We start from the raw sequence: 23,846 nt of genomic DNA on the forward strand, positions 1-23,846 counted from the left end.
AGTAACAGTAAAATTGTGAAACTTTAAAGGCGGCACAAACCGTGCCGCCTTCGGTTTATCGACGATACAAGATTATTTTGCGATGACGCGGTTGGCAGCCGAGACAATCGCTTCCAGCGAAGCACTGACGATATTGTCATTGATACCCGCGCCGAACAGCTTGCCGCCTGGATGAGCCATTTCGACATAGGAGATGGCCGAAGCATCCGAACCCTGCTGTAGCGAATGTTCGGAATAGTCGACGACTGACATCTTCACGCCGAGATATTTGGACAGCGCATCGACAAAACCGTCGATCGGTCCCGTTCCCTTGCCCTCGATATTTTTGGTCACGCCGTTATCGGTGATTTCGGCGGTCAGAATACGACGGCCCTTCTGTTCCGGATCGGGCATCGTGTGATGATCGACGAACTTGATGCGGGCATTCGGCTGCGTCACATAGAGCTGCTGGAACTCTTCGTGAATGCGCTTCGACGGCAGTTCCTTGCCTTCTTCATCCGTGATGTTCTGGATGATCTCGCGGAACTCGACCTGCAGGTTGCGTGGCAGGTTCAAACCGTAATCCGCCTGCAGGATATAGGCGATACCACCCTTGCCCGACTGCGAATTGATCCGGATGATCGCTTCGTAGGAACGGCCCACATCCTGCGGATCGATCGGCAGATAGGGCACTTCCCAGATCGGCGAATTGGCCGTACGGCGTGCCTTCATGCCCTTGTTGATCGCATCCTGATGCGAGCCGGAGAAAGCCGTATAGACCAACTCGCCGACATAAGGATGGCGCTCGGCAATCTTCAACTGGTTCGAATATTCATAGACTTCCTTCATCCGGTTGATGTCGGTGCAGTCCAGTTCAGGGTCCACGCCCTGCGTGTACATGTTGAGCGCCAGCGTCACCACATCCACATTGCCCGTGCGTTCGCCATTGCCGAACAGCGTACCTTCAACGCGGTCAGCGCCCGCCATCAAGCCCAGTTCGGTAGCGGCAATGCCCGTGCCGCGGTCGTTATGCGGATGCAGCGAGATAATCAGGTTTTCGCGATTGTCGAGATTGCGGCACATCCATTCGATCTGGTCGGCATAGATGTTCGGCGTGTTCATCTCGACCGTCGAGGGCAGATTGACGATCAGCTTGTTATCGGCGGTCGGCTTCACGATCTCGATGACGGCGTTGCAGATTTCCAGCGCCACATCCATTTCGGTGCCGGTAAAGCTTTCCGGCGAATACTGGAAGCGATAACCGCCACCTGCCTTCGCTGCCATATCCATAATCATCTTGGCGGCGTCGGTCGCGATCTGCTTGATACCGCCGACATCCTTGGCGAAGACCACGCGGCGCTGCAATTCACTGGTGGAGTTGTAGAAATGGATGATCGGCGACTTCGCGCCTTCCAGCGCTTCGAAAGTGCGCGTGATCAGCTCGGGACGGCACTGGACCAGAACCTGCAAATCCACTTCATCGGGAACATTGCCCTGTTCGATGGCCCAGCGGCAAAAATCGAAATCCGTCTGCGACGCGGACGGAAAGCCGATCTCGATTTCCGGGAAACCCATATCGACCAGCAGGCGGAACATGCGCTCCTTGCGGTCATGTCCCATGGGGTCGACCAAGGCCTGATTGCCGTCACGCAGATCGACCGAGCACCAGATCGGTGCCTTTTCGATACGCTTGGACGGCCAGGTGCGGTCATTGAGCTGCGGAACCGGGAAAGGCGAATATTTGCTGCCTGCAATAGGCATGCCTTTGCGCTCGGAAGTGGATTTTGATTGCGGCGTGGCGACGGACTGATTCATTTTCGTTTCCTCCCGGCTTTCGACGGATTCAAGCCGTCAAGCGCGGATACTACTGATCGATTATAAGGGTTTTCTGGAAAGGAGCACAGGCCTGCGACCGGAGATCGACCGCCGGACGCTCCTTTCAGCGAGCCCGGCGATCGCCGCTAAGGCCGAGGGTAAGAAGCGAGTTTAGAACGCAAACATCAACGCGCGCGCCGAAGGCGGCTGCGGAATGTTCCAGGGATGTTGCGCTTTTGATCGTCATAGGAAAAGCTTTTACACGCGAGATTTGTACTGTGCAAGACAGTATTTCATTCAGGCGAATGGCACCGCGCTGGTTCCCGGTGGCAGCTTTGCCTCGTCTTCCGGCTCGACATGGATCACCACCCGCGCGCTGTCGATCTGCTTCTTCACAGCCTCTTCGATACGGTCGCAAATCACATGGGCATCGCCGACGCTCATATCCGCCGCAACAACCAAATGAAACTCGATGAAGGTGACACGGCCCGCAATACGGGTCTTCAGATCATGAACCTCGATGGCGCCGCCCGCATTGGCCGAAATGACATCGCGAATGCGCATTTCCTCGGTCGGCTCGACACCAATATCCATCAATCCCTGCACCGAGGAATTGATGACATGCCAACCCTGCCAGAGAATGTTGATTGCCACCAGAATGGCGAGCAGCGGATCGAGTATGGCCCAGCCGGTCACGACAGCACCGACAAGACCGACCAGAACACCTACAGAGGTGAACACATCGGTCATGATGTGTTTTCCGTCGGCTTCCAGCGCAGGCGAGCGGGACTTGCGACCGGTGCGAATCAACAATGTCGCCCACACGCCGTTCACGACGGCGGCTGCCGTGTTGATACCGAGACCAAGCCAGGGTTCATCGAGCATTCGCGGCGTTTGAAGCGCAAACCAGGCCTCGCGGAAGATCAAAAGTGCTGCCACCGTGATCAGAACGCCCTCCACGACGGCAGAAATATATTCCGCCTTGTGATGTCCGAAGGGGTGGTTATCGTCGGCAGGCAAATAGCTGACCCGAATGGCCCACCATGCGCCAACTGCCGCGATCACATTGACGATGGATTCCAGCGCGTCCGAATAAAGGGCCACGGAGCCGGTCAGCGCATAGGCCAGATATTTCAAACCCATCACACCGAAAGCAATCGGAATAGACCAAGCGGCAAGCCGCCGAACCTTTGCACTCGCGTCCATGATGAACCTTTGAATATTTTGATCTTGTCCCGAAACCGGGACGGGCCTACGCACGGCCCTTCACTCTTTTACTAGAGCGCAGTTCGATCCGATTGAATCAGATCGGCGCTCTAATGTTTGTTTTGGCGCGCAAGACGCATCCAAAACGCATCTGGCATATGCAGCAACAATTCACCGCCGTTCTATACCCCAGAAAAGCGAAACTTCGTACCCCTGTTTTTTCAGTTCTCGCATTTAATTTTCTCCTGCAAATGCAAGGCATTACAGTTGCAAATGAGTTGCCAAAGCAGGCAATGGGCAGACAGCGAAAAAGCAAAAAAAGCCAGCCGCAGCAATGGCTGCGGCTGGCTCAAAATCGGAACGAAAGGCGTTCGATCAGTAGTTGGTACGACGCGCCTTGTTCTTGCCCGCCAGATGCGTCACCACATTCTCGATCATGCGCATTCCGGCATTGTGGCCGAGCGTCATGATGGATTCCGGGTGGAACTGAACGGCGGCAACCGGCTCCTTCTTATGCTCGAAAGCCATGATGACACCGTCTTCGGTTTCCGCTGTTACCATGAAATCGTCCGGCAAACGTTCCGGATCGGCGAAGATCGAATGATAACGCCCGACCGTCACTTCCTTTGGCAGGCCCGAGAATATCCGCTCCGGCTTCGACACGCGAATGCGCGACGGCTTGCCGTGCATCGGAATACGCAACTGGCGCAGCGTACCGCCATAGGCTTCTGCCAGTGCCTGCAATCCAAGACAGACACCGAAGATCGGCAGTTCTCGCTTGCGCGCTTTGTCGATGGTCGCCTTGCAATCGAAATCCTGCGGCGTGCCCGGTCCGGGTGACAGAACCACAAGGTCCGGCTTGACCCTGTCGAACACGTCATCGGCAACAGGCGAACGCACCGTCGAGACCGTGGCGCCGGTCTGGCGGAAATAATTGGCGAGCGTGTGCACGAAGGAATCTTCGTGATCAACGAGCAGGATCGAAATCCCCTCGCCCACCTTCGCCGCCACGCGCTCTTCGGCGATATGATTGCTCTTCTGTGCTTCGCGCACAGCCGCGATCATTGCCGATGCCTTCAATTCGGTTTCGGCTTCTTCTTCTTCCGGATTGGAATCGAACAGAAGCGTTGCACCGGCACGGATTTCAGCCACGCCATCCTTCACGCGGATGGTGCGCAGCGTCAGGCCGGTATTCATGTCGCCATTGAAATGCATCATGCCGATGGCGCCACCATACCATGCGCGCGGGCTGCGTTCGTTTTCTTCGAGAAAACGCATCGCCCACAGCTTCGGCGCGCCGGTAACCGTCACAGCCCATGCATGGCTGAGGAAACCGTCGAACGCATCCATGCCATCACGAAGGCGCCCTTCGATGTGATCGACCGTGTGGATCAGGCGCGAATACATTTCGATCTGGCGGCGACCGATAACGCGCACCGAACCCGGCTCGCAGACACGGCTCTTGTCGTTGCGGTCCACGTCCGAGCACATGGTCAGCTCGGATTCATCCTTCTTGGAGTTCAGCAGTTTCAGAATCTGTTCCGAATCCGAAATCGCATCTTCGCCGCGCTTGATCGTGCCGGAGATGGGGCAGGTTTCGATACGCCGCCCATTGACCCGCACGAACATTTCCGGCGATGCGCCGACCAGATATTCGTTGTCACCCAGATTGATGAAGAACGAATAGGGCGACGGATTGATTGTCTTCAACCGACGGAAAATCTCCGAAGGAGCGGTATGGCAGCGTTCATAGAAAGTCTGGCCCGGAACCACTTCGAAGAGGTCGCCACGCTTGAAGCTTTCTTTGGCGCGCTCGACGAGCTTGGCATATTCGCCCGGATTGTGATCGCCCCGCGCAAGCTTGGCTTCCGATGGCTTGAATGCCTGTGCGGGCGTCGCCCGTGCAAGACCATGCGTGGAAGACCCGCCGCAGGTGAATTCATAACGATCCACCCAGGCACGTGCCGCATAGTGGTCAGCCACAAAGATTTCATCGGGAATGAACAGCACCAGATCGCGCTGATCGTCGGGACGCTTCAGCTTGTACTGAACCGGGTCGAACTGGAACGCCAGATCGTAGCCGAAGGCACCATAAAGACCGAGATTGGCATCTTCCTCGGAGAAGAAGAGGCCGACAATCGCCCGCAGAACCGTGAAAACCGAAGGCATGCGCGAGCGCTCTTCCTCGGTGAAGGTTCCGCTCGGCTCGGCAATGGTCAGCTCGATGCGGTTTTCTTCGGCCTTGTCGACCGTTACTTCGTCAAGAGCCTTTACCGTGTCCAGGATAGGCCGCAGAAGAATGACGCCACGGGCATTCAGTGCTTCGATGCGCATCGTGCGGGCGCGCGAGGTGATGGCCACCGGAGGATCGACGATAGCCGTGTCCCATCGCGTATAGCGGCCCGGATATTCGTAGTTTGACGAAAACACCGCACCGCGCCGTTCGTTCAACGCATCGATATAGGTCTCGATCGCGCCTTTGTAGGCTGTGAGGTGGCGCACGCGCTCGACGACGATACCGCCTGCCGTCTCGTGCTGGAATATCTCGCTATCCGCAATCTTCGCATTCATGATCGGCTATCCCAAATCCCAACTGTTTCCGAATATTTCCTGAACCCGGTTTCCCCGCCGGTCTTATTCAAACAGCCAAACAAAAAGGCCGCCCGGATAATCCCAGCGGCCTGTTTCCTAAACGCAAATGCACAAACGCCTGCGTGGCCGCTTTTAGCGGGCCCACCACCAACCGTTGATGACGATATTGCGCGAAATGTTCATGGACGTACTGTTAGCGTTCAATGTGTCCGCTTGCAACCGGAAAATTCAACCGTCGAAATGTGCATTGCAGGCCGTCGTCAGAAGGACATTCCAAAGGTTTACCAAAAGAAAATCCGGACAGTTTGGGGCTGTCCGGATTTCCTCAGAACCAGGATAAACGAAACGGAAGGAATGGGACGATTCCTCCAGATCCGGGCACCCTTACCCCATGCCAAAATTTACAGGTGCAATATAACTTTCAGTATGCGCACTATTATTACCATAGGTTGTATATAATTTACAATCTGTGATTGTTATTTGCATTTATGCTTATGTTTAAGCGGCATTCATCGAAACTGTTCGAAAATTTGTAGGACCACCCAACAAGTTTCGTCTTGCGTCGGGGGCCGATTTCGGATTGATTTCCGTGGCAACTCAAACACATATGCAAAATTCAAGAATAGAGCCGTCACATATAAACGGCCATTGGGGACACTGATGAAGAATCTCGATGCGATGGACAGGAGTATTTTGCGCGCCCTTCAGGACAATGGACGCCTGACCAATACCGAACTGGCCGATCGCATAAATCTCTCGCAGACGGCAACTGCCGAACGCGTCAAACGACTGACCCGTGAAGGGTATATTCTCGGCTATTCGGCGCGGCTTTCGCCCAAGATGCTCGACCGGGCCATGCTGGTCTTTATCGAGATCAAGCTTGATCGCACCACGCCGGAAGTCTTTGAAACCTTCTCGACCTTCACCCGCAGCAATCCCGACATTCTGGAATGCCACATGGTTGCGGGCGGCTTCGACTATCTCGTCAAAGCCCGTGTATCCGACATGGATCACTATCGGCGCTTCCTTTCGGAGGCGCTTCTTTCTCTGCCCGGCGTGCGGGAATCGCACACTTATGCCGTGATGGAGGAAGTGAAGGAAACCGCCTATATCGCTGTCTGAACCAGCGACCAGCCCTTCCTGAAGGCATCGTTGCTGTCAGCAGAATGGCAGCAACGAACTCGCTGTTTATAACTTCGATCTTGCTATCGGCCATTTACGGGTATATACCCGCAATATGCCGCATCCGTGTTTCTGTATCCTTCTGCGTCAGGCAGCCCGCAAGACTTCGAGTGTTTATGACAACGCTCTGGCCCCGCTTGGCATTAACGTTGCGCAGTTCAGTACGCTGCGAAAAGTCCGCCGTGCAGGCTCCATTTCGCTGACGGAACTTGCACATCTGTCCGAGCTGGATCGTTCGACCATGGGCCGCAATGTGAAAGTTCTGCAGCGCATGGGCCTGATCGAGCCTGCGGCCAGCGACGACCATCGCGAGACCAGCGTTACGCTGACGGCTGACGGTCGCAATCTCGTGGAGCGCGGCGCCCCGTTGTGGGATCAGGCGCAGGAGGAGATTGAAGCCAGACTGGGAGAGGACGGCGTAGAGCAATTGCAAAGCCTTCTTCGCAGTCTCGATTGATCGGGCACCGAGCGCCCTTTGACTGAAAACAATGACCTGAAGCCACACGCCCTCTATGGAGCGAACGGTTTCGCCATCAGACGCATGGCTGGCCAATAGCCAGCTCGAAACCAGCTTGAACCCCGAAAGCGCCAAAGATGATTTCTGCCCGCCTTGCCAGCTTTCTCGCCCAGAGAAACATCCATTACGGATGGGTCGTCGCCGCCATAACCTTCCTGACCATGCTGGCGACAGCCGCCGCCATGGGGTCGGCGGGCATTCTGATCGAACCGCTCCAGCGTGAATTCGGCTGGACGAATGCGAATATCTCCTTTGCAATGGCGCTTCGCCTTGTGCTTTTCGGCCTGATGGGGCCGTTTGCGGCAGCCTTCATGAACCAGTTCGGCCTGCGCCGCGTGGTTGCAAGCGCTCTCGTCATGATTTCACTGGGGCTTGTCGGTTCCATTTTCATGACCGAGGAATGGCAGATGGTTGCGCTCTGGGGCGTAGTGATCGGCCTTGGCACCGGCATGACGGCACTCGTGCTCGGCGCAACCGTCGCAGCACGCTGGTTCGAAAAGCGGCGCGGCCTCGTCGTCGGCCTGATGACAGCCAGCAACGCCACCGGCCAGCTCGTCTTCATGCCGATTCTTGCCAGCGTCAGCCAGACGATTGGCTGGCGCACATCGCTCACCATCGTTGTCTGCTTCCTCGTTGCCGCGCTTGTACTGGTTCTCGCTTTGATGCGCGATCATCCGGCGGATATCGGCTTGAAGCCTTATGGCCGCACTGCACCGCTTCCGGCACCCGAGCCCCGGAAAAGCTTCGGCGCCATGCTGGCCTCACCGCTCGTCACCTTGCGCGAAGCATCTTCAACCGCCACTTTCTGGGTCCTGTTTCTGACCTTCTTCGTCTGCGGTTTTTCCACCAACGGCCTGATCCAGACGCACTGGATCACGCTTTGCGGGGATTTCGGGATTGCGCCAGTCGGCGCGGCTGGCATCCTTGCCGTGATCGGCGCATTCGACCTGATCGGCACGATCATGTCCGGCTGGCTTTCCGACCGCTTCGACAATCGCTGGCTCCTGTTCTGGTTCTATGCATTGCGCGGCCTGTCGCTGATCTATCTTACCTTTACCGACTTCACCGTCTACGAACTGGCATTGTTCGCCGTCTTTTACGGGCTGGACTGGGTGGCGACCGTGCCGCCGACCGTCAAGCTCGCTGCCGAGCGTTTTGGCCCGGAAAAAGCCGGGCTGGTCTTCGGCTGGGTCTTCACCGGCCATCAGATCGGTGCCGCAGCAGCAGCAGCCTTCGCCGGTTTCGTCCGCACGGACTATGACAGCTACACCCCGGCCCTGATCCTTGCCGGTGCCATGTGCTTTGCCGCCGCGGCCATGGTGTTCATCATCAACCGCCCTGCTCCTCGCGTCGTTCTGCAGGCATCATGATGCGACAGGCTTCTTTCCCTTCCTGTTCAGTGCCAGCACACCGACGCTGATCAGGAAGGCGGCGAGCGTGTCGGTCCAGCCCGGCACCTCACCCAGCAGGACAAGTGCCAGAACCAGAGTGATGACAGGGATCAGTGCCGAAAGCGCTGCCCCTGCCGCCGTTCCCAGCAAGACAACGGCACGGTTGAAGGCAAAGACGCCAAAGGCCGAAGTAAGTACGCCCTGATAGAAACCTTGCAAGGCAATATCGCCCCAGGATGTCGCGCCAAGTCCCTTGGGCAGGAAGATCATATAGATCGGCAGATAGACGATTGCCGAGGTGACGGCTGCGATGGCGGTCGCGTGCAGCCCGTCCATTCCCTTCCTGCGAAACACCATGACATAGATCGCCCACACCAATGCCGCGATGAAAAAGAAAAGGTGTCCGAGCATTTCCGGTCCGCCCAGTTGCGACAGACCGGCGATCAGCATGGCGCCGATCAGGATCAGCACGACCCCGGACCAGCGCGACGGCGCAAGATGTTCCTTGAGAAGCGCCATCCCCAGAACGGCAACCATTGCTGTCATCAGCCCCGGAATGAGCGCTGCCGCATGGGACGCCGGAGCATATTGCAGGCCGCAGGTGGTCAGCAGCGCATAGGGAACGCCCGCACCGGAAACCAGAAGCACAAAGCCGAGCGGACCAAGCTTGCGAAAGCCAAATCCTTTCATCAGCACCACCGGCAACAGCACCAGCCCTGCCACACCGAAGCGCAGGGCAATGATGTCGAAAGGCGTCAATGCGGTCTTGAACCCGAAACGGGTCAGGACGAACGAACCGGACCATACCAGAACACCGGACAGCCCCCAGGCCAGACCGCGTATGGTGTCGGAAGTCGAGCTTGTCGAGGTGGTTTCGGTAATTGCCGTCATGGTTACTCACTGCAGGATGAAGAAAGAGCGCAGACTATCGCACCCCTGGCATGCGCGAGCGCCACGGATAAGCAAGATATCAGGTATTAGAGTTTCTTATGCCGCCCGGCTTCTGGCATCCACTGCTATATCGCAGAACCGTTCGACCAGATGCCGGACCGGACTGTCGGCCCGAAAAACAATATAGACGGTGCGAAACGTCGACGGATCGAGCCGGCGTGCCCGCAATCCATGCAGATCGGCGCCCGGCAGACTGATTTCTGACAGAAGCGTCGTGCCGATGCCATGCCGCACCATTTCCAGCACCGTGGCAACGTCGCGGGTGCGCACCTGCTCGCTGCGCGTTTCGCCATCACCATGAATGATCCTGTCGATAATCATTTCGCAGCCTGCTGCGGCAATCAACTGGCGATCCCGCAAGTCCTCCGCTGCGATTGTGTCATTGCGCATGAAGGGGTCGTCACGTCGTCCCACCACGACAAGTTCTTCCCGGCCAACTTCCCGTGCCTCAAGCTCGGGCGTCGGCAGCGATGTAATGCCGAGATCGGCAATACCGTCGCGCACCCACAGGCTGACATCGTCGTGCCCGCCCTCGAAAGCACTAAAATCAATGCCGGGATAAAGCCGCTGAAACGACTTTCGCAGACCGGGCAGAACATATTCAAGCTGGCTTGGAATTGCCGCGACACGCAGTCGTTCGGGCGCGCCGGAAGCACTGCATCGTGCCTGTAGTTCTATTCGGTCGATTGCGGCAAGGGCGGCCTTGGCATCGGCAAGGATCGATTGTCCGAACGCCGTCAGGGCAGCCCCATCGCGCTTTCGCGCCAGCACATCGACCCCGAGGATTTTTTCCAGTGTCGCAATCGCCTGACTGGCTCCCGATTGTGTGAGCCGCAAGCGCCGTGCCGCCGCACCGACGCTGCCGGTTTCCGCGACGGCTTCAAGCAGACGTAACTGGACCAGACTGATCTTCATCGTTTCGGTTCCGGCTTACTCTTTCATCAAGGCATCGCCCCAGTCAGCGCGACGCGCCCAACGGAACAGATCCCCGGCGCGCTTGGTCAGGAGACGCTCTTCTGCACTGCCGTTATCCTTGCAGAGTTTAACCGAAACTTTGCCGCCGCCAACCCGCGTCGGCGCGATGATCCGCGCTTCCACATTACCGACCGTCTCGCGCACCGCAGCAAGATAGATAAACTTCTCGTCCTCCCACGGCACTTCGGCTTCCTTGGTCAGACGATGAATACGCGAGCGCGCAACGCGGCGCGAAAAATGGCACCAGTCGGGCGCGACCAACGGGCAATCGAGCTGGTGTGGACAGGGTGCCGCAATGATTGCGCCTGCGGCAACAAGCGCCCTGCGTGCATCGAGAATACGCTGCCAGCCTGCCGGTGTTCCGGGTTCCACGATCACCAGCATCTGCCGGGCCGACGCCCACAAACGCTCAATCAGTGCCTGCCGCTTTTCAGGAGCAAGCTCGTCAAGCACATAGGCAATGGTCACGAGATCGGCTTGCGGAAAATCCAGTTTCTCCCGAACCACATCCCCTGCCCGCCAGTCGAGGTCAGGCAGTCCGCTATTTTGCGAAAGATCGTTGCCCACGGCTCTGATCGCAGGGCTTGCCTCGATCATGGTTGCGGATTGAAGCGTGGGCCAGCACTGTTTTGCCGCCCAAAGGGCGGTTCCCGGCCCTGCACCAACATCGAGCATGGATTGCGGCGCAAAATCGGTGCAGACCTCGGCGGCACTGTCCATGCTGGCGCGAACCGCCGCATAGGTCGCAGGCAGGCGCGCCGCCAGATAGGCCTTCGCGGCAAGATCATCGGAAATATGCATGCGTCCATCCCGCGTCTCGGCGCGGTAACGGCGTGAAAGCATTTCAGATGCGCGCTTCAGGTCGGCCAATGCCACGCCCTCAAGCGCGGCATCCACCGCCTGTCGCAAGGAAGCTGGCAGTTCCATTGCCGATCAGCGCTCCAGAACCTGTTTCACGTCCACCAGATTGGAACGGACACGCAGAATGTAGAAGCCCATCGTGGTCAGATGCGACGGCGTGAACCATGCATCCGGGCTACCGTTGGAAACGATGAAAGGCTGCATGTCGAGCGCGGCACGCATCTGCTTTTCCATCTCGTCCCACACACCGTCGAGGTGCTTTTCAGCCAGAACACCGCGGAAATCCGAATGTGCCGCACGCAGCAGGCCGTAATAGGCATAGAGCTGACCATAGGCGAACCAGAAACGGTCATCCGCCCGCGTGTCGAACCAGCCGGCGTGGTAATTCTCGGCACGGTCCTTGAGGATGGCCGAAGTTGAACCGAGGTCACTTGCGATACGGTCGACAAACTGGATCAGATTGTCGGCGCGGGCATCGAAGGTCGCCTGACAATTCTCAAGCCGTCCGTTGAAGGCACGCAGATCCTTGATCGCCGAACGGTAATAGCTCGGCGTCGGCGTCTTCGGACCGAACGGACTCAGGCCGAAATACCAGGAATCTTCGGCAAATTGCAGATTGCCGCGCGCCTTTTGCAGATCGCCGTCGATCTGCGACGTGCCGCGCAGACGGCCGATATTGTCGACGAGTTCAATCGCGGTACGGCGTACCGCTGCATTGATGCCGCGCTGGAACGACGCCTTGTTGTCGAGGAATGGCGTGCGATCCCAATCCATACCGAAAAGACCGAGCTTGTAGAGCAGCATGGAGGAAATCCATGCATTCTGGTTGACATTGAAGTCGGTAAGATCGGCGGCGACTTCAGCGATGGCCGAGCGGGAACATTTGCGCGCCGAGGACGGCAATTGCGCGGCCTGAACCGGCTGATTCGCAGATGCTTCATTGCCAGTCTGACTGGTTTCGGGTGTGGCGGCGGGCTGTTCCACGGGTGCTGCGGTGGACGGCGCTTCAGCCGGAGCGGCCTGAGCCTTTACCTCTTCACCGGGCGTGGTCGCATCCTGATAGCTGTACTTGGCCGGATAGTCAGGATCGAAATTCGTCCATACCTGAGTCTGCCAGATGAAATAGACGTAAAGGCCGCCAAGACCGATCACGACGACCGCAACCGCAACTTTCCACAAAATTCCGAGCCGCAGGAAAAGCCGCCACAATCCGCTGAGCGGAATGGCAATCAGGCGAGCGAGTGCCGCGATGAAACGGCCCAGGAAGGGAAAAACGCCCTTTACTGCATTCCACACTGTAAAAAATCCTTCCTTTTGCCCGAAACTCCGGGCTTTCCACCGCTTCTGCGTCGCCTACGGACCTATGCATTGCAAGTCCCGTTCGCAAGCAGCCAAGCCTCAAAAAGCTTCCAGCTCTCAAATAGAGTGTGCTCATCTTTTCGACAACCTCGAAGCCCCATCCAACTGATTTTATCCGTCATTTTCCGCTGACAGGGTTGAATCCCGAGGGCCGATCCGTAACATGGCGCCAACCCGCTTCGGCCAAATGCGTGGCAATCCTGCCCGTTTCCCCTTGGCCGTCGGTTCCGGAAAATGATGAGCGACAAACAGCTTCAAGGCAGTTTCAAGTCTGGTGTGAAACGGTTTTCCGCCAGAAACTGCGGCCAACGTCGCAATCGAGAACATTTTCGCCGCTATGGTACTTGAATGGCGCAATCTTTGGTGTTTGCTAAAGCTGGAACCGGAAAAACAATCAATCCGTCAAAACGGCCCGGTAAATGGAGAGAACAATGAAGTCCGTATCGACCTATATGCTTACGCTTGCCTTGGGTGGGCTTGCCACGGGAACGGCAATGCTAAGCGCACCTGCAACCGGTTTCGCCGCCGAACCCGCAAGCTGCTCGACCGTCCGCTTCTCGGATGTCGGCTGGACTGACATCACTTCGACAACGGCGGTGGCGACAGAAATCCTGAAAGGTCTCGGCTACAAAACCGACATCAAGGTTCTCTCCGTGCCGGTGACCTATGCGTCACTGAGCAAAAAGGATATCGACGTCTTCCTCGGCTATTGGAACCCGTCCATGACTGCTGACCTCCAGCCTTATCTGGACAACAAAACCGTCGAGACACTGCGCACCAATCTGACCGGCGCGAAATATACGCTCGCCGTGCCAAAATACGCCTATGACGAAGGCCTCAAGGACTTCAAGGACATCGCCACGTTCAAGGATAAGCTCGGCGGCAAGATCTACGGCATCGAGCCAGGCAATGACGGCAATCGTCTGATCCTCGACATGATCAACAAGGATGCCTTCGGCCTCAAGTCGTTCGAATTGGCGGAATCGTCCGAACAGGGCATGCTGGCGCAGGTTGCGCGCAGCATCAAGAGCAAGGAACCGGTTGTGTTCCTGGCATGGGAGCCGCACCCCATGAACAAGCGTTTCGAAATCGCATACCTCACCGGTGGCGACGATTTCTTCGGCCCCAATCTCGGCGGTGCCAAGGTCGAAACGAATGTCCGCACCGGCTATACGCAGGAATGCCCGAATGTCGGCAAGTTCCTCACCAATCTGGAATTCAAGCTCGACATCGAAAACGACATCATGGGCAAGATTCTCGATGATGGCGAAGAGCCGTCGAAGGCTGCAACCGGCTGGCTGAAAGCCAATCCGGGCGTACTCGACCAGTGGCTCGCCGGCGTAACGACCGTTGATGGCAAGGAAGGCCTGCCAGCCGTCAAGGCAGCACTCGGCCTTTAATCCCGACATCTCGCCGGGCTGCGACAAACGCGGCCCGGTAGATTCCACGATGCCCGCACCCTTTCTCTTTGTGCTTACGCATTATCCTACGCATCGAAGCGGGATCAGAAATCGGTCCAGTGAACTGGTTTCCCCGCGTAGACGCATCGCACCTTTGCTGGAAATGCTCTGGCACGCAGCAGGAGACTTGATCGTTGAACTGGCTGACGGACTATAAGATCCCTGTCGGACCGACCGCCAAATCCGTGGTGGACTGGCTGACGGACAATATGGGCGGCTTTTTCGATACCTTGGCCGCCGTCATGCAGAGCCTCATTGACGGGCTGCTTTTCCTTCTCAAGCTCCCTCACCCTCTGCTTCTGATCGCCATCTTCGCTGTCATCGCGTGGCTGATCCAGCGCCGTATCTCGGTGGTCGTGCTGACCGTGATCGGCTTCCTCTTCATCATCAATCAGGGCTATTGGGATCGAACGCTCGAAACCCTGACTCTTGTTCTGTCGGCCTGTTTTCTCTGCATGGCAATCGGCGTACCGCTCGGCATTGCGGCAGCTCATCGCCCGGCGCTTTACGCTGCTATGCGCCCCGTGCTCGATCTGATGCAGACCCTGCCGACATTCGTTTACCTGATCCCGGCAATTGTTTTCTTCGGCATCGGCATGGTGCCGGGCCTGCTGGCAACGGCAATCTTCGTTCTGCCTGCGCCGGTACGATTGACCCACCTCGGTATATCGTCCACGCCTTCATCGCTGATTGAAGCTGGTGAAGCGTTCGGAGCGTCGCGGTCGCAACTCTTGTGGAAAATTGAACTACCTTACGCCATGCCGCAAATTCTCGCCGGTTTGACCCAAACAATCATGCTGTCGCTTTCGATGGTGGTCATTGCAGCGCTTGTCGGTGCTGATGGCCTTGGCGTACCCGTCGTGCGGGCCTTGAATTCAGTCAATACCGCACTCGGCTTCGAGGCCGGTCTTGTCATCGTCGTGGTCGCCATCGTGCTCGACCGCATCTTCCGCGCCGGACGCGAGAAATAGCATGATCCCGAAAAGTGGAAACCGGTTTTCGAATAAGATCATGCTCGAACAGAGATCAGGAGCAAGCGGATGACCATCATCGCACTCGAAGACGTCTGCATCATTTTCGGCAGCAATGTCGACGACGCACTTGCTCTTGCAGATCGCGGGGCCACCCGTTCACAGATTCAGGCTGAAACCAATCTTGTGCTGGGTGTGCATAATTGCACGCTCAACATAGAGGAAGGCGAAATCCTCGTTCTGATGGGATTGTCAGGTTCGGGAAAATCCACGCTTCTTCGCGCAATCAACCGGCTTAATCCGATTTCGCGCGGGCGTGTTCTCGTGCGGGAAGGCGAGCGTGCAATCGACGTCGGCAAGGCTGACCGCGGGACCCTTCGCCATCTTCGCACCGAACTTGTCTCCATGGTGTTCCAGCAGTTCGGCTTGTTGCCATGGCGCACGGTCGAGGAAAATGTCGCTTTCGGCTTGGAAATTTCCGGCATGGGCAAGGAAGAACGCCTTGCCAAAGCACGCGAGCAGCTTGAACTTGTCGGCTTACAGGATTGGTCCAAGCGCAAGGTCGGAGAACTTTCCGGCGGTATGCAGCAGCGCGTCGGGCTTGCCCGCGCATTTGCAACCGGTGCGCCGATCCTGCTGATGGACGAGCCGTTCTCGGCCCTTGATCCGCTGATCCGCACACGCCTGCAGGACGAATTGCTGGCCTTCCAGTCACGTTTGAAAAAGACCATCGTCTTTGTCAGCCACGATCTCGATGAAGCCATGAAGATCGGCAATCGCATCGCCATCATGGAAGGCGGTCGTATTGTTCAGTGCGGCACGCCGCAGGAGATTCTCCTGCAGCCCGCCGACGACTATGTTGCCGACTTCGTTGCCCATATGAACCCGCTCGGCGTGCTTCGGGCAGGCGACATCATGGTGCCCTTCGATCGCAATGCAGCGCCACGTCCTTTTGCCGCGACCGCCCGGCGCGAAACCCTGGTGCGCGAGCTGATGAATGCTGTAGCGGACAGCAGCGGCGACGTCGGGATCATCGAAAACGGAGCAATCGTCGGCAAGATTGCGGCAGATGACATTGTGCGCGCCCTCGCCTGGCATCAACAGCGCGGCACATAAGCACGCCTATGAAACACTAACAAACAGAAGAGCCAAGAAGCCAAACAGGGCTAGCAACGCGACGAAAAGAATGATTAGAAAATTATGCATGAATTACCTATATTATGTATATTTAATAAAAATACATGGCTTAAATACAAAATAGGAATTGAGAATTCGCAACCCAAAAAATAGCGGATAATATTACTGATACAAAAGAAACAACAAAATAAAAATACACGGCAATTCCAAATTTATAACTATTAAAATATCGTTCCTATACTTTGAAACCCCATAGGTTGCAACATTCATGACGCAAATAAAAAACCGCACATGAGAATGTGCGGTTTTTTGTATTCTATGCTGCGTATGAATATTGATCAGCTATGCGCTGCCTGTCTTGCAGCCGCACGGGCTTCTACGCGAGCCTTGATGGCATCGACATCCGCGCGCGGCGTCGCAGCAAAGAGCTTCTTCGTATAGTCATGCTGCGGGTTGTTGAAGACATCGTCCCGCGAACCGTACTCAACCACCTCACCGAAATACATCACCATCACCTCATCGGCGATGTAGCGCACAACCGAAAGGTCATGACTGATGAAGACATAGGTGAGACCGAACTCTTCCTGCAAATCAGAAAGCAGGTTCAGAACCTGCGCCTGAACGGACAGATCAAGCGCGGAAACCGGCTCATCGAGAATAAGCAGCTTCGGGTTGAGCATCAGCGCACGTGCGATAGCGATACGCTGGCGCTGGCCACCGGAGAACATATGCGGATAGCGGTTGAAGTGTTCGCGACCAAGGCCGACCTTCAACAGCATCTGCATCGCCTTGGCGCGACGTTCCTCGGCAGACATATTGGTATTCAGCAGCAGAGGTTCGGCCAGAACGTCACCGATCTTCTGGCGCGGATTGAGCGAGCCATAGGGATTCTGGAACACGATCTGCACCTTCTGGCGCATTTCCGACGTCAGACCATCGCGAGCGATGTTCACATCCTTGCCGCCGATCTTCAGTTCACCGGAGGTCTGCGGATCGATCATGGTGAGAATACGAGCCAGCGTGGACTTGCCGCAACCCGATTCACCGACGATGGCCAATGTCTTGCCTTTTTCGACCTTGAAGCTCACGCCCTTGACGGCATGAACCACTTTCGCCTTGCCGAACAGACCGCCGCCAACATCATAATCGCGCTTGATGTCGCGCGCCTCGAGAACAATCTCGCTCATCACGCTTCTCCCGCACCATTATTTTCAAAGACGAAATCGGAAACCGTCGGAAGACGATCGCCGGTCGCATTTTCCGGCAGGGCCGAGAGCAGCGCACGGGTGTAAGGGTGCTTGGGCGCGGAGAACAGCGACAGCACGTCGGCATCCTCCATCTTGTGGCCCTTATACTGCACAATCACGCGGTCCGCCGTTTCAGCCACAACACCCATGTCATGGGTAATCATGATGAGACCCATGCCGTGTTCCACCTGAAGCCGCATCAGAAGATCGAGAATCTGCTTCTGGATCGTCACATCGAGAGCGGTCGTCGGTTCGTCGGCAATGAGAAGCTTCGGGTTGCACGCAATCGCGATAGCGATCATGACGCGCTGGCACTGGCCGCCCGACATCTGATGCGGGAAGCTTTTCAGGCGTTCCGCTGCGTCGCGAATGCCGACGAGTTCCAGAAGCTCGATGGCGCGTGCACGGCTCGCCGAGCCATTCATACCCATATGCTGCTTCAGCACTTCCTCAAGCTGATAACCCACCGTGAAGCAGGGATTGAGGCTGGCGACAGGCTCCTGGAAAATCATCGAAATGTCACGACCGATGATCTTGCGGCGATCCTTGTCGGACATTGCCTGCAAGTCCTTGCCATCGAAGGTCATGGTGTCGGCGGTAACAGTTGCCGTCTTGGGCAGGAGACCCATGACCGCAAGCATGCCGACCGACTTGCCCGAACCGGACTCGCCGACAATCGCAAGCACTTCGCCCTTGTCGACCCTTATGTCGATCCCGTCGACCGCCCGGAACGGGCCTGTCGAAGTGTCGAAAGAAACCGTGAGGTTCTTGATTTCAAGCAGAGCCATCGATCAGCTCCTCTTCAGTTTCGGGTCAAGCGCATCGCGCAGACCGTCGCCAATCAGATTGATGGCGAGAACAGTAATCAGGATAGCAAGACCGGGGAAAGTAACGATCCACCAGGCGCTCAGGATGAACTCACGCGCTTCGGCAAGCATCGTACCCCATTCCGGCGTTGGCGGTTGCGCGCCCATGCCGAGGAAGCCGAGAGCTGCCACGTCGAGGATGGCGTTGGAGAACGACATCGTTGCCTGCACCACGAGCGGAGCAAGACAGTTCGGCAGAATGGTCTTGAACATCAGACGCAATTTGCTTGCACCGGCAAGCTTGGCGGCGGTCACGTATTCGCGTTCCTTTTCCGCCATGACGGCAGCGCGGGTAAGACGCGAGAAGTGCGGCAGGAGAACCAGCGTGATCGCCAGAACCGCATTGATCAGGCCAGGCCCGAGAATCGCCACCAGAACCAGAGCCAGCAGAAGCGACGGGAACGCCAGAATAACATCCATGATGCGCATGAACACGGTATCGACGCCGCCACCGAAATAGCCGGTGATAAGGCCGATGGTGATGCCAAGGCACATCGAAATGATGACGATGACAAAGCCCACGAGCAGCGAATATTGCGAACCATAGATCAGGCGGGACAGAATATCACGTCCGACCGCATCCGTTCCCAGAAGGAACTGCGTCGAACCACCATCTTCCCAGAAGGGCGGAACCTTCACGAATTCACGGAACTGTTCCGTAGGATCGTGCGGCGCAATAATCGGAGCAAAGATCGCTACCAGAATGATTGCGAGAAATACGAAAAGACCGATCACAGCGCCGCGGTTGACGCTGAAATAAAACCAGAAATCCTTCAGCGCGCGCATCTTGCCAATGTCGTTCGCGGCTTCCGGCTGAATAGCTGAGTGTGTCATGATACCCTCACTTGTGCCGGATACGCGGATTAATAAGGCCGTACAGCAGATCCACGACCAGATTCACCAGCATGATGATGAATGCAATCAGCAGCAGTCCGCTTTGCACGACCGGATAATCGCGACGGAAAATGGAATCGAGCATCCATTTGCCGATACCGGGCCATGAGAAGATCGTCTCGGTCAGGATCGCGCCAGCCATAAGAACGCCGACCTGCAGGCCGATGGTCGTGATGACGGGGATCATCGCATTTCGAAGCGCATGCAGTCCAACAACGCGACGAACCGGCAGGCCTTTCGCGCGCGCGGTGCGCACATAGTCCTCACCCAGAACTTCCAGCATCGCGGAGCGGGTCTGGCGCGCGATAACGGCGAGCGGAATGGTCGCAAGCACGATGGTCGGCAGGATGAGATGCGAGGCCGCCGAGATGAAAGCGCCCTTCTGGTCCGACAGCAGACTGTCGATCAGCATGAAACCGGTCACAGGCGGGAAGAAATAGAGCAGAGAGATACGGCCGGAAACCGGCGTCCACTGCAGCACGCCCGAGAAAAAGATGATGAGCAGAAGCGCCCACCAGAAAATCGGCATCGAATAACCGACCAGCGAAATGCCCATCAGCCCCTGGTCGAACCACGAGCCGCGCTTGACAGCAGCGATGACGCCAGCAGGGATGCCCAACAGAATAGCCACGATGATCGCGCAGATGGACAATTCTACAGTTGCAGGAAACAGCGCGAAGAATTCAACGAGAACAGGCTTTTTTGTCACGAGTGACTGACCGAAATCACCGTGCAGCAGGTTCCAGACATAGTCCAGATATTGCTGCCAGATCGGACGGTCGAAGCCGAGCTGCGCCATCAATTCGGCATGGCGCTCAGGGCTGACGCCGCGTTCGCCGGCCATCAACAGCACGGGATCGCCGGGCAGAACCCGGACGAAAGCAAAAGCCACGATTGTAATGCCTATGAAGGTCGGAACCAGATAGACGAGTTTGTTCAATATGAAACGGAACATACAAAAACTCCGACCGGGTGCCGGGATCACCCTACACCCGGCCCCTGGTTTGGCAAAACCGAAATTCGCATGCCCCTCGAACGAGGCGTGAGCGAATTTCGGTTTCAAACCAAACCAGCAACCAATTGAATCGAGTGTGGTTTACAGATTTGAGGCTCCTGACCGCGCTTGTCACGCAAAGAATAGGAACCTCAAATCCACCACACTCGTGTTGTCAGATTTTACTCGGCAATATCAACTTCTTCGAAGCGATAGTCGCCGAGCGGGCTCTGCTTGAAGCCGGTAACCTTGGCCGACATCGGCACAAAGACCGTCGAGTGAGCAAGCGTATTCCAAGGAGCCTGCTCCTTGAAGACCACCTGTGCTTCTTCATAGAGCTTGGCGCGTTCTTCCTGGCTGGTCGAGACCTTGGCCTTCTGGATCAGGTCTTCGAACGGCTTGTAGCACCACTGGGCGCGGTTGTTGTTGCCAACGCCAGCGCAGCCGAGAAGCGTGCCCAGGAAGTTGTCCGGATCACCGTTGTCACCGGTCCAGCCGAGGATAACGGAACCGTCACGATCCTTGTCGGACGACTTCTTGAGGTATTCACCCCATTCCATCGAAACGATTTCGGCGCTGACGCCAACCTTGGCCAGATCGGCCTGCATGAGTTCAGCAGTACGACGTGCGTTCGGCATGTACGGACGGCTGACAGGCATGGCCCACAGCTTCATCTTCAGATCCTTGACGCCAGCGGCCTCGAGAGCCTTCTTGGCAGCTTCCGGATCGTACTTGTCGTCCTCGACCTTGTCGTTATAGCCCCACATTGTTGGCGGGATCGGGTTCTTTGCAACCTGGCCCTGCCCCTGGAACACGGCATCGACGATAGCCTGCTTGTTGACAGCCTGGTTCAGCGCCTTGCGAACTTCCGGCTTGTCATAAGGTGCCTTCAGCGTGTTGTACGCGAAGTAAGCCACGTTGAGGCCGGCCTGTTCGTCAACCTTGAGGTTGGAATCAGCCTGAAGACCCTTGATGTCTGCCGGAGCAGGATAGGACATCAGGTGGCATTCGCCAGCCTTGAGCTTCTGCGCGCGAACAGCAGGATCGGTCGTGATTGCGAAGACGAGATCGTCGATCTTCGGCTTGCCACCCCAATAGTTTTCGTTGGCCTTGAAGCGAACAACGGCGTCCTTCTGGTAGGCGACGAACTGGAACGGACCGGTGCCGACCGGAATCTGGTTCAGATCGTCCTTCTTGCCGTCGGCGGCAAGCTTGTCCGTATATTCCTTCGAAATGATCGAAGCGAAAGGCATCGAGATATTTGCGAGGAACGGCGCTTCTGGACGGTTCAGCACAAACTTGACGGTATAATCGTCAACCTTGGTGATGTCCTTGATCAGCGCACCCATTTCCATGCTGTCGAAATATTCGTAGGTGATGCCAGCGGTGTACTGGTGCCAAGGATTGTCCTTGTTGCGCATGCGATCAAACGAGAAGATCACGTCGTCTGCGTTGAAATCGCGGGTCGGCGTGAAATAGTCGTTCGAATGGAACTTGACGCCCTTGCGCAGATGGAAAGTGTATTCCAGACCGTCAGCGGTAACTTCCCAGCTTTCTGCGAGACCCGGTACAACTTTCGTCGTTCCGTTTTCGAATTCGGCAAGGCGGTTGTAGACCGGATGAGCCGAGGCGTCGAACGTGTCACCACCGGTATAGGCAGCAGGATCGAAACCTTCAGGCGAAGCCGGCGAGCAATACACAAAGGTCTTTGCCGATGCAGCACCGCTCATCAGAGCCACCAGCGCGGTTGCTGCCAGGAGTTTTTGGTAGAATTTCATTATTGTCCGCCTCCACGGAAAAGCATGCCGCGTGCACCCCATTGCCCGCAGCTTGCGCTTATCGAAACGTGTGGACCGCCACTTTGCAAGCGCAATTTTTAGAACCAGTTCACATTCTCAACCGAATTTGGCCCCAATCGTTAGATTTTTATTCTAAAGATCATTATAATTTCGGAATATTGCGCTAAAGCTCTCCAATTTATAATATTATTCGCACGCATTTTGCATGGGATAATGCAACTTCTGCATCACCGACTCAGACGCGGCGCCGATGCGCCCGATCAATCGGAAATTGCTCGCAATTTTGACCTTTTGACACGATTGCTCCGCCGAATTCGCTAGCCCTATCGGCAAAGGTGCATTATTAAGTGGACCGTATTAGTCATATTTGAGTCCGCCGTCATGCCAGAAACCAATCCAATTCGTCCAACCACGCCCGAAGCCATCCAGCTTGCCAAGACCCTGCTGCGGGCATCGCGCTACGGCGCCATCGCCGTTTTCGACGCAGCGACCGGCAGACCACTGGCAAGCCGCGTCTCCGTGGCGACGGATATGGACGGAACACCTCTCATTCTTGTTTCCGGACTGGCGGCACACACGCCGGGGCTGCTGGCAAACCCGGCTTGCTCGCTGCTGCTTGGCGAGGTCGGCAAGGGAGACCCCCTCGCCCATGCGCGTGTCACACTGCATTGTCAGGCCCGGAAAATTGAGAGAGCATCCGTTGACTACCCCCGCATTCGGCGACGCTACCTCAATCACAATCCGAAGGGTTCGCTTTATGTGGACCTCGGAGACTTTGTCTTTTTCCGGCTCGAACTGGAAAGCGCCAGCCTCAATGGCGGCTTCGGCAAGGCATTCAACCTGACGCCAGTCGACCTGCTGTGTGCAGCTTCGACCAGTGCGGTCTTTGCCGAAGGTGAACAAAGCGCGCTTGATGAGTTCAACGACCAACACACGTCGGAAATTGCCCGAATTGCACAGCAGCTTGCGAAAAGCAGCGCTATTAAAGACCAATGGAAAGTGATAGGGTTGGACCCCGACGGTGTCGACATCGCCAGCGGCGATATCGTTTTGCGTCATATGTTTCCAAAGAGCCCTGATTCCGTGGGGGAAGCTGTTACAGCACTGACCAAACGGTAAAATAAAACCCCTGAAACAAAACCGCATTTTTTTTGGGACGAAATTGCACGTCTTTATACTGAATTGAATATAAGCAAGGGCTTTTCAAATTCAGCATATAGCCTTATTTTGAATATGCATGCTTATGAAAATTCGCATGTATATTTTTAACTTTGTCCAGTCTTACGGGGGTATGACGGCAAATGAGCAACGAAAATACTTTCTTTGATTTAATTGAAAACGTAGATCAGGCTGCCGATTTCCTATCGGCGCTTGCTAACAATAAGCGATTACTAATTTTATGTAAGTTGCTTCATAATGAAATGTCGGTAGGTGCACTTGCCAAGGCGATTGACCTTAGCCAATCTGCCTTGTCTCAGCACCTGGCAAAACTACGAGCTCTTGATCTCGTTTCAACCCGTCGCGACGCGCAGACCATCTACTATATGGTTTCTTCGCCGCATATCGAGTTGATGTTGTCGACACTCTCGAGTCTGTATATGAGTCCAACACCGCGCAGACACAGTCTGGCGGCCGTCGCTCACGCATAAC

20 protein-coding genes are annotated in these 23,846 nt (G+C 56.3%); 8 read left to right on the plus strand and 12 right to left on the minus strand.

The window, feature by feature from the left end; translation table 11 throughout:
• Nucleotides 1-72: 72 nt before the first annotated feature.
• The 3 genes from leuA to F9K94_RS05280 form a co-directional block, all read right to left on the minus strand.
• Complete coding sequence (leuA, locus tag F9K94_RS05270; protein WP_151644032.1) at nt 73-1,794, minus strand: 2-isopropylmalate synthase; 1,722 nt, start codon at nt 1,792-1,794, stop codon at nt 73-75.
• A gap of 297 nt (nt 1,795-2,091) precedes the next feature.
• The gene (locus tag F9K94_RS05275; RefSeq protein ID WP_061345887.1) at nt 2,092-3,000 is read right to left on the minus strand and encodes a cation diffusion facilitator family transporter; all 909 of its coding nucleotides are present in this window, start codon (nt 2,998-3,000) and stop codon (nt 2,092-2,094) included.
• 375 nt (nt 3,001-3,375) lie between these two features.
• Nucleotides 3,376-5,571: an anthranilate synthase component I gene (locus tag F9K94_RS05280; RefSeq protein WP_061345886.1), complete on the minus strand. Its 2,196-nt coding sequence runs from the start codon at nt 5,569-5,571 to the stop codon at nt 3,376-3,378.
• Between the two features lie 681 nt (nt 5,572-6,252).
• On the opposite strand from F9K94_RS05280, the gene F9K94_RS05290 reads away from it, so the two are divergent.
• The 3 genes from F9K94_RS05290 (at nt 6,253) to F9K94_RS05300 (ending at nt 8,661) form a co-directional block, all read left to right on the plus strand.
• Nucleotides 6,253-6,714 (plus strand): Lrp/AsnC ligand binding domain-containing protein, encoded by a 462-nt coding sequence (locus tag F9K94_RS05290; protein WP_151644034.1) that lies wholly within the window; start codon nt 6,253-6,255, stop codon nt 6,712-6,714.
• Between the two features lie 115 nt (nt 6,715-6,829).
• Nucleotides 6,830-7,231, plus strand: a complete 402-nt coding sequence (locus tag F9K94_RS05295) for a MarR family winged helix-turn-helix transcriptional regulator (protein WP_061345884.1) — start codon at nt 6,830-6,832, stop codon at nt 7,229-7,231.
• A gap of 137 nt (nt 7,232-7,368) precedes the next feature.
• Nucleotides 7,369-8,661, plus strand: coding sequence for an MFS transporter (locus F9K94_RS05300; protein WP_151644036.1), 1,293 nt, complete (start codon nt 7,369-7,371; stop codon nt 8,659-8,661).
• On the opposite strand, the gene F9K94_RS05305 is transcribed toward F9K94_RS05300, so the two are convergent.
• From F9K94_RS05305 to F9K94_RS05320, 4 genes are all read right to left on the minus strand, one after another.
• On the minus strand, nt 8,656-9,573 hold the full coding sequence (locus F9K94_RS05305; RefSeq protein ID WP_151644038.1) for a DMT family transporter: 918 nt from the start codon (nt 9,571-9,573) through the stop codon (nt 8,656-8,658). The two genes, F9K94_RS05300 and F9K94_RS05305, sit on opposite strands and share 6 nt — an antisense overlap.
• 96 nt (nt 9,574-9,669) lie before the next feature.
• Nucleotides 9,670-10,548: a LysR family transcriptional regulator gene (locus F9K94_RS05310; RefSeq protein WP_151644040.1), complete on the minus strand. Its 879-nt coding sequence runs from the start codon at nt 10,546-10,548 to the stop codon at nt 9,670-9,672.
• A gap of 15 nt (nt 10,549-10,563) precedes the next feature.
• A complete protein-coding gene (locus F9K94_RS05315) occupies nt 10,564-11,535 on the minus strand; it encodes a small ribosomal subunit Rsm22 family protein (RefSeq protein WP_151644042.1) in 972 nt (323 codons plus the stop codon).
• A gap of 6 nt (nt 11,536-11,541) precedes the next feature.
• A complete protein-coding gene (locus tag F9K94_RS05320) occupies nt 11,542-12,765 on the minus strand; it encodes a DUF2333 family protein (protein WP_151644044.1) in 1,224 nt (407 codons plus the stop codon).
• A gap of 494 nt (nt 12,766-13,259) precedes the next feature.
• Here F9K94_RS05320 and F9K94_RS05325 point away from each other — a divergent pair, with 494 nt between their 5' ends.
• The 3 genes from F9K94_RS05325 to choV all read left to right on the plus strand — a co-directional run bounded on the left by F9K94_RS05325 (nt 13,260) and on the right by choV (nt 16,375).
• Nucleotides 13,260-14,228 (plus strand): choline ABC transporter substrate-binding protein, encoded by a 969-nt coding sequence (locus F9K94_RS05325; protein ID WP_061345878.1) that lies wholly within the window; start codon nt 13,260-13,262, stop codon nt 14,226-14,228.
• Between the two features lie 194 nt (nt 14,229-14,422).
• Nucleotides 14,423-15,259 (plus strand): choline ABC transporter permease subunit, encoded by an 837-nt coding sequence (gene choW / locus F9K94_RS05330; RefSeq protein ID WP_012091632.1) that lies wholly within the window; start codon nt 14,423-14,425, stop codon nt 15,257-15,259.
• Between the two features lie 69 nt (nt 15,260-15,328).
• A complete protein-coding gene (gene choV / locus F9K94_RS05335) occupies nt 15,329-16,375 on the plus strand; it encodes a choline ABC transporter ATP-binding protein (protein WP_061345877.1) in 1,047 nt (348 codons plus the stop codon).
• 359 nt (nt 16,376-16,734) lie between these two features.
• Here choV and F9K94_RS05340 read toward each other — a convergent pair whose 3' ends face one another.
• From F9K94_RS05340 to F9K94_RS05360, 5 genes are all read right to left on the minus strand, one after another.
• A complete protein-coding gene (locus tag F9K94_RS05340; RefSeq protein WP_061345876.1) occupies nt 16,735-17,583 on the minus strand; it encodes a dipeptide ABC transporter ATP-binding protein in 849 nt (282 codons plus the stop codon).
• Complete coding sequence (locus F9K94_RS05345; protein WP_061345875.1) at nt 17,583-18,431, minus strand: ABC transporter ATP-binding protein; 849 nt, start codon at nt 18,429-18,431, stop codon at nt 17,583-17,585. Before F9K94_RS05345 ends, F9K94_RS05340 begins: the two co-directional genes overlap by 1 nt.
• 3 nt (nt 18,432-18,434) lie before the next feature.
• The gene (locus tag F9K94_RS05350) at nt 18,435-19,343 is read right to left on the minus strand and encodes an ABC transporter permease subunit (RefSeq protein WP_061345874.1); all 909 of its coding nucleotides are present in this window, start codon (nt 19,341-19,343) and stop codon (nt 18,435-18,437) included.
• Between the two features lie 7 nt (nt 19,344-19,350).
• On the minus strand, nt 19,351-20,358 hold the full coding sequence (locus F9K94_RS05355; RefSeq protein ID WP_061345873.1) for an ABC transporter permease subunit: 1,008 nt from the start codon (nt 20,356-20,358) through the stop codon (nt 19,351-19,353).
• A gap of 221 nt (nt 20,359-20,579) precedes the next feature.
• A complete protein-coding gene (locus F9K94_RS05360; protein WP_151644046.1) occupies nt 20,580-22,175 on the minus strand; it encodes an ABC transporter substrate-binding protein in 1,596 nt (531 codons plus the stop codon).
• Between the two features lie 402 nt (nt 22,176-22,577).
• Between F9K94_RS05360 and F9K94_RS05365 the strand changes: the two genes are divergently transcribed.
• Nucleotides 22,578-23,315: a HugZ family pyridoxamine 5'-phosphate oxidase gene (locus F9K94_RS05365; RefSeq protein WP_151644048.1), complete on the plus strand. Its 738-nt coding sequence runs from the start codon at nt 22,578-22,580 to the stop codon at nt 23,313-23,315.
• A 182-nt stretch (nt 23,316-23,497) separates the two neighbouring features.
• The gene (locus F9K94_RS05370) at nt 23,498-23,845 is read left to right on the plus strand and encodes an ArsR/SmtB family transcription factor (RefSeq protein WP_061345870.1); all 348 of its coding nucleotides are present in this window, start codon (nt 23,498-23,500) and stop codon (nt 23,843-23,845) included.
• Nucleotide 23,846: the final 1 nt, after the last annotated feature.

This window comes from Brucella tritici, from assembly GCF_008932285.1.
In the GTDB taxonomy this organism is placed as follows: Bacteria; Pseudomonadota; Alphaproteobacteria; order Rhizobiales; family Rhizobiaceae; genus Brucella; species Brucella tritici.